Origin of the sequence: Roseovarius sp. BRH_c41 (assembly GCF_000961715.1) — a bacterium.
GTDB lineage: Bacteria > Pseudomonadota > Alphaproteobacteria > Rhodobacterales > Rhodobacteraceae > Roseovarius.
The window spans coordinates 22,759-29,487 of the sequence record NZ_LADY01000010.1; the positions used below are offsets into that span (position 1 = coordinate 22,759).

Below are 6,729 nucleotides of genomic sequence, written 5' to 3' on the forward strand. Positions count from 1 at the left end.
CCTCTTATGACGGCGCAATGAGCCAATCAGAGCCTTTTGAGATATTTCTCGCCGCACCACCGGGGCATGAAAACGCCCTTGCCGAAGAGGCTATTGAGCACGGGTTCGGTCCGGTCACAATCCTGCCTGGAGGGGTCAGTTTCGTGGGGCTCTGGCCCGATGTATGGCGGGCAAATCTGGAATTGCGCGGTGCGGGGCGGGTGCTGGCGCGGATTGGCTCGTTCCGCGCCTTTCATCTGGCGCAACTTGACAAACGCGCGCGCAAATTCGAGTGGGCCGCGCATCTGCGCGCCGATGTCCCGCTGCGCGTCGAAGTCACGTGTCGAAAGTCCAAGATCTATCACGCTGGAGCCGCCGAAGAGAGGATCGTCAAGGCGATCACCGAGACGCTTGGCGCGCAAGTGCATGATGAGGCGGCGCTGCGCCTCATGGCCCGGATCGAGGATGATCTGGTGACCTTCAGCCTTGATACCTCGGGCGAGCCGCTGCACCGGCGCGGCTACAAAGAAGCGGTTGGCAAGGCCCCAATGCGCGAGACCCTCGCGGCGCTTTTCCTGCGGCAATGCGGCTATGACGGGCGCGAGCCGGTTCTCGATCCGATGTGCGGCTCGGGGACCTTTCCTATTGAGGCGGCAGAGATCGCGACGGGGCGTCACCCCGGGCGGGCGCGCCGCTTTGCGTTTGAAGATATGGCCGCGTTTGAGTCTGTGGCTTGGGCGGCGATGTCGCATCCCGCAGGCGCGCGTGAGACACCTTTGAGATTTTTCGGCTTTGATCGCGACGCAGGCGCCGTTCGTATGGCGTCCGAGAATGCGGAGCGCGCAGGGGTGGATGGGATCACGCAGTTTACCTGCCAGCCGCTATCGGCGTTGACCCGACCGGACGGGCCACCGGGGTTGGTGATAGTCAATCCGCCCTATGGTGCGCGTATTGGCAACCGCAAATTGCTCTTCGGCCTCTATGCCAGCTTGGGCGATGTTCTAAAGCGAGAAATGAAGGGTTGGCGCGTGGGACTCGTCACGAGCGACGCAGGCCTTGCGAAGACGACCGGTCTGCCCTTCTTGCCACCGGGACCGCCGGTGGCGCATGGTGGGCTCAAGGTGACGCTCTGGCGGACCGATCCACTCTAGGGAGACCGACGATGCGCGCGCTTGTTCTGGCTGTTGGGGTACTCTTTTGCGGTCCGGGTCTGGCGCAACAGACCGCTGATACGGTCGCGCCGGAGGGCGCCGGGGCAGGGGCAGTGCAAGTGCCTCCGATGTTGGAGGCGGCACAGGCCGCCAAGGACGCAGGTCGTCCGGTCGAAGCGCAGACTTGGATGATCGCTGCCGCGCATCCCCTGGCGGTTGAGGCCGGCGCTCGTGTGTTGGCGGCGGGCGGAACTGCTGCGGACGCCATGGTGTCCGTCCAAGCCGTGCTTGGTCTGGTTGAGCCGCAAAGTTCTGGTTTGGGTGGTGGGGCCTTCCTTGTTTGGCATGATGGCCAAAGCGGAAAAATCACCACATTGGACGGGCGCGAAACAGCGCCACTTGCCGTTACACCGACACTCTTTCAGGATGAGGCCGGGGAGCCGTTGCAATTCTTTGATGCGGTCGTGGGCGGACGATCCGTCGGCACACCCGGCACGCCCGCGCTCATGGCCGACGCACATGCCCGGTGGGGGCGTGCCGATTGGTCAGGGCTTTTCACCGATGCGATACGGCTGGCCGAGGATGGATTCCCGGTTAGCCCGCGTCTGGCTGGTTTGATTGCCGCGGATGCAGACCACTTGAAGGTCTTTGCGGAAACCCGCGATTATTTCCTGCCGGATGGCGCGCCGCTCACAGCGGGGCAAATCTTGCGCAATCCGGACTATGCCAATACCCTGCAGCTTCTTGCGCAGGAAGGTGTCAAGGCGTTCTACACCGGCGAGCTGGCGCTCGACATCGCAGAACGGGTGCAGCGCTCGGGTCGAAATCCGGGGGTCCTCAGTCCGCTTGATCTGGCGATCTACCGGGTCAAGGAACGACCTGCTATATGCACGCCGTATCGCGGCTTTGAGGTTTGCGGCATGGGCCCACCCTCGTCGGGGGCAATCACTCTGGGGCAAATTCTTGGGCTCTTGGAGTCGTTTGATCTGGCAGCCCTTGGCTCTGATAGCGCTGAGGCTTGGCGCCTGATCGGTGATGCCAGCCGCTTGGCCTATGCAGACCGGGGGCGCTATCTTGCGGATAGCGATTTCTTGCCTGTTCCGCTCAAAGGTTTGCTCTCACCTGACTACCTGAAATCCCGTTCTGATCTCTTGAAGGGTGACGATGCCCTGCCAGAGGTCTCGCCGGGCACCCCCGAATTCGACCATGCTCTAAACTGGGCCGATGATCAGTCACTGGAACTGCCCTCAACGTCGCATATTTCGATTGTCGATAGTGATGGCAATGCGCTCTCGATGACCACGACCATCGAGAATGGCTTTGGTTCGCGCCTTTTGGTGCGGGGTTTCCTGCTCAACAACGAGTTGACCGATTTCTCATTTGCCACCCATGAGAGCGGTGTGCCCATTGCTAATGCGGTGGCTCCGGGCAAGCGACCACGGTCTTCTATGACCCCGACCATCCTGCGCCGTGACGGGCGGCCTGTGCTCATTCTCGGCAGTCCGGGCGGTAGCCAGATTATTGGCTATGTGGTCAAGACAATCATCGCTTGGGTGGATTGGGGTATGGATGTGCAAGAGGCGGTCAGCCTGCCGCATCTGGTCAATCGTTTTGGTCCCTATGACATCGAACCCGAGGCAAGCGCGCTGGCGGAGCCACTGACTGCCATGGGCTTTGAGGTCCGGGAGACCTCCCTCACGTCTGGGCTGCATGTGATCGAACAGGGCGCGCGTTTGTTTGGCGGCGCGGATCCTCGCCGTGAAGGGCTCGCTTACGGCAAGTGAAGGTTTGGGTGCTCGACCTATGCCGAAACGCAAAGTCGCAATCATCTGGCCTAAAATACCTCGGGGATTCGGCGGCAGTGCCCCCGGTCTGTTTAGCCTTCGGCGAGATCTCGAAGGATCGGACAATCTGGGCGGGCGTCACCGGCGCATTCCCGCACCAGATGGCGCAAGGTAGCCTGCATGGATTGCAACTGAGCGATTTTGTCCTCAATCTGCGCCAAATGCTCTTCAGCCAAATGTTTGACATCACCGCTCGCGCGGTCCTGATCCTCGTAGAGCGCCAGGAGCTTGCGACAATCCTCGATAGAGAAGCCCAAGGCGCGGGCCCGGGCCAAGAATGCCAGCTTGTGGATGTCGCTCTTGCGAAAGGCTCGGTAACCGTTGCTTTCACGCAGAGGACGGATGAGTCCGATGTCTTCATAGTAGCGAATGGTCTTGGCAGGCAGGCCGGTTTCTCGTGCCACTTCTGAAATGTTCATGCTGTGCCCTCCATAGCCGGGTGCAGACGCTTGAGGCGCAGCGCGTTCGACAGAACAAAAACGGACGACAGGGCCATCGCGCCCGCCGCAAGCATGGGCGAGAGCATCGTGCCCGTGGCCGGATAGAGCACGCCTGCCGCCACCGGGATCAAGGCCGCATTATAGGCAAAGGCCCAAAAGAGGTTCTGCCGAATATTGCGCAGGGTGCGATGTGACAGATCGAGTGCGTTCACCACCCCGATCAGATCACCCGACATGAGGACCACATCGGCCGCCTCAATCGCCACATCGGTGCCGGTGCCCACGGCAATGCCCACATCGGCTTGTGCCAATGCTGGTGCGTCATTGATCCCGTCTCCCACAAAGGCCAGCACGCCAAAGCGCTCTTGCAGCGCTCGCACCGCCGCCACCTTGCCATCGGGCAGAACCTCTGCTTCGACATGGTCGATCCCCAACTCTTGGGCTATGGATTGAGCAGTGGCCGTGCTATCGCCGGTGATCATGGCTGTCTTGATGCCCTTGGCGTGCAAGGCCTCGATCACCGCGCGACTTGTCGGCTTGACCGCGTCCGCCACGCCAAGCACTGCGGCGAGTTTCCCGTCTATCGCAATATAGATGGCCGTCTGTCCCGCCGCGGCCAGGCTTTGCGCGGCGTCAGTCAATGCGCCTGTTTCAATCGCCTCACGGGTCATCAGGCGTGCGGAACCTATCACCAATGCGTGACCTTCTACCTCTGCAATTATGCCATGCCCGGCAATTGCCTGAAACGTCTTGGCCTGCGGAATGTCCACCCCCCGGCGGGCCGCTGCATCTTCGATGGCGCGCGCAATCGGATGCTCGGACTTGGATTGCGCGGCTGAGGCCAGTCGCAAAATGTCGTCCTCAGTCCGCTCCGCGGCCAGAGAGATGCGCGTTACTTCGGGCTTGCCGCGCGTCAGGGTGCCGGTTTTGTCAAAGGCTACGATCTGCGCCTCGTCCAGCCGCTGCAAGGCCTCGCCTTTGCGAAAAAGTACACCGAGTTCTGCCGCACGCCCGGTGCCCACCATGATCGAGGTGGGCGTCGCCAAACCCATCGCACAGGGGCAGGCGATGATCAGGACCGAAACTCCAGCCACCAGCGCGTGAGTGAGAACCGGTTGAGGCCCGAGGATCAACCAAACCGCAACCGTCAGCAGCGCAATCGCGATCACCACGGGCACAAAGATCCGCACCACCCGGTCCGCCAATGCCTGAACCGGCAGCTTGGCCCCTTGTGCCTCTTCGATCATCGATACTATCTGTGCCAGCACCGTATCGTGTCCCACTGCGGTCGCACGGAAACTCAGGGCACCCGCACCATTCACGGTGCCGCCCACGACAGCATCGCTTGGCCCTTTGGCCACCGGTGCGGGTTCACCTGTGATCATCGACTCGTCAATATAAGAGGAGCCTTCGACCACTTCTCCGTCAATTGCCACCTTTTCTCCGGGTCTCAAGTGAATGATGTCACCAACCGCGACCTCTTCTATTGGCAGGTCGGTGATATTGCCTTTGCGTTCGACACGGGCGGTTCTTGGTTGCAGCCCGATCAGGCGCTGAATAGCTGCCCCGGTGCGGCCCTTGGCACGAGCCTCAAGCCAGCGGCCGGTCAGAATCAACGTGACGATCACCGCTGCGGCCTCAAAATAGACAGCGCTACTGCCCTGAGGGAGGAATGCAGGCAGGAAGAGTGCCACGGTCGAATAGGCCCAGGCCGCAGACGCGCCCAGTGCCACGAGGCTGTTCATGTCCGGAGCGACCTTGAGCAATGCAGGGACACCGAGCCGATAAAACTGCCGCCCGGGCCAGATCAAGACCATCGTGGTGAGCACGAACTGTACCAGCCATGAGGTGGTCATGCCAATCGTGTCCATAATCAGAGCGTGCATGCCCGGGATCACATGACTGCCCATTTCCAACACAAAGACCGGCAGGGTCAGCAATGCGGCAGTCCAGACCTGCCGTCGCGCCTGGCCGATCTCAGCCCTGCGCCGCGCGGCCTGATCTTCTCCGTGGTCATCTTTCATACGGGAGGGATAGCCCGCTTCGGTCAAGGCACGAACCAGAACGCCAGCATCAGTGCTGCCAGGGAGATATCGGACATAGGCAGTCCCATTCGCCAGGTTGACCCGTGCCTCAAGCACAGCGGGCAGCGCGTTCAGCGCCGCCTCGGCCCGGGCCACACACGATGCACAACTGAGCCCAGAGACGGTGAGAGAGATGGTTTCTTCGCGAGCCGGATAGTTTGCCGCGCGCAGGGCCCTCGCGATGTCGGTGGCGCGGGCGTCATGCAGTACCATATGCGCTTGCCCATTGGCGAAATTGACGGAGATGTCGCTCAGCCCTGGCACGCCGCTAAGCGCGCGCTCAGCCCGTCCGGCACATCCCGCACAGCTTAGCCCCTGCACTTCGATTCTCAGTCCTGCACCACCAGACATGACGATTCCTTTGCTATTCTGGTGAAGAGATAGGGATTCCAGTCACTGTAAGGTCAAGAGCTCGTGCCTCAAACGTTGAAAAACAGGGCCATTTGAAGAAAAAACAGGCGCTGCGAAGAAAATTTCATTTTTCTGTAAAAAAGGGGTTGCGACTCTTCTGGGGTAACCGTAAATACCCCTTCACCGGCGCTGCTGAGGCGGTTGTTGGGACGCGGGACGGACTTGGGGCGGTGCTCTTGGGAAGACTGCGGGACGGACTTCGGAGGTAAGGTTGGCGGGTTGCGCTAGGTAGATTGGCGCTTCCGGTTGATTTTGTCTCGACGCTCTTTGAAAATTTGGTAACTGAAGAGATATGTGGGCGGTTTGGTTCATTTCGATGGATCAACGTCTGTATATCAACGCTCTTAGGGTTTCGGCCCGATGATGGAGTGTCAGCTTCACTGTCTTGTATGGACTTCGTTTCTTTGGAAACGATGTACATCAGACAGATGACTTTCAATGCGGTCGTTTCCTTAGCCGGGTCGACCATGCTGCGGAGCGATTGGGGGTAGATTTATCTGCACTCAAGTAGCGAAGCGGTAGTGCATTGAAGATGTGCAGAGGTTCGAACGTCAAGGATACGCGGAAACGCGTTTCAACTTGAGAGTTTGATCCTGGCTCAGAACGAACGCTGGCGGCAGGCCTAACACATGCAAGTCGAGCGAGATCTTCGGATCTAGCGGCGGACGGGTGAGTAACGCGTGGGAACGTACCCTCTTCTGCGGGATAGCCACTGGAAACGGTGAGTAATACCGCATACGCCCTTCGGGGGAAAGATTTATCGGAGGAGGATCGGCCCGCGTTGGATTAGGTAGTTGGTGGGGTAATGGCCTACCAAGCC

4 protein-coding genes and 1 rRNA gene are annotated in these 6,729 nt (G+C 60.3%); 3 read left to right on the forward strand and 2 right to left on the reverse strand.

Annotation, left to right across the window (positions count from 1 at the left end; genetic code table 11):
- The first annotated feature begins 17 nt into the window (after positions 1–17).
- A complete protein-coding gene (locus VR71_RS03305; protein ID WP_045681178.1) occupies positions 18–1,130 on the forward strand; it encodes a class I SAM-dependent RNA methyltransferase in 1,113 nt (370 codons plus the stop codon).
- Positions 1,131–1,141: 11 nt separating this feature from the next.
- Positions 1,142–2,914, forward strand: a complete 1,773-nt coding sequence (gene ggt, locus VR71_RS03310; RefSeq protein WP_045681180.1) for a gamma-glutamyltransferase — start codon at positions 1,142–1,144, stop codon at positions 2,912–2,914.
- 92 nt (positions 2,915–3,006) lie between these two features.
- On the opposite strand, the gene cueR is transcribed toward ggt, so the two are convergent.
- The gene (cueR, locus tag VR71_RS03315; RefSeq protein WP_009816396.1) at positions 3,007–3,393 is read right to left on the reverse strand and encodes a Cu(I)-responsive transcriptional regulator; all 387 of its coding nucleotides are present in this window, start codon (positions 3,391–3,393) and stop codon (positions 3,007–3,009) included.
- Entirely contained in the window at positions 3,390–5,849 is a 2,460-nt protein-coding gene (locus VR71_RS03320) for a heavy metal translocating P-type ATPase (protein WP_045681182.1), read from the reverse strand. Before VR71_RS03320 ends, cueR begins: the two co-directional genes overlap by 4 nt.
- 635 nt (positions 5,850–6,484) lie before the next feature.
- Between VR71_RS03320 and VR71_RS03325 the strand changes: the two genes are divergently transcribed.
- Positions 6,485–6,729: ribosomal RNA gene (locus VR71_RS03325) — 16S ribosomal RNA — on the forward strand; the annotation flags it as partial.

What these genes read in the sequence shown, in the direction of transcription:
- VR71_RS03305 (WP_045681178.1), top strand. Translation starts at nt 18, where the DNA reads ATGAGCCAATCAGAGCCTTTTGAGATATTTCTCGCCGCACCACCGGGG.
- ggt (WP_045681180.1), top strand. Translation starts at nt 1,142, where the DNA reads ATGCGCGCGCTTGTTCTGGCTGTTGGGGTACTCTTTTGCGGTCCGGGT.
- cueR (WP_009816396.1), bottom strand. Translation starts at nt 3,393, where the DNA reads ATGAACATTTCAGAAGTGGCACGAGAAACCGGCCTGCCTGCCAAGACC.
- VR71_RS03320 (WP_045681182.1), bottom strand. Translation starts at nt 5,849, where the DNA reads ATGTCTGGTGGTGCAGGACTGAGAATCGAAGTGCAGGGGCTAAGCTGT.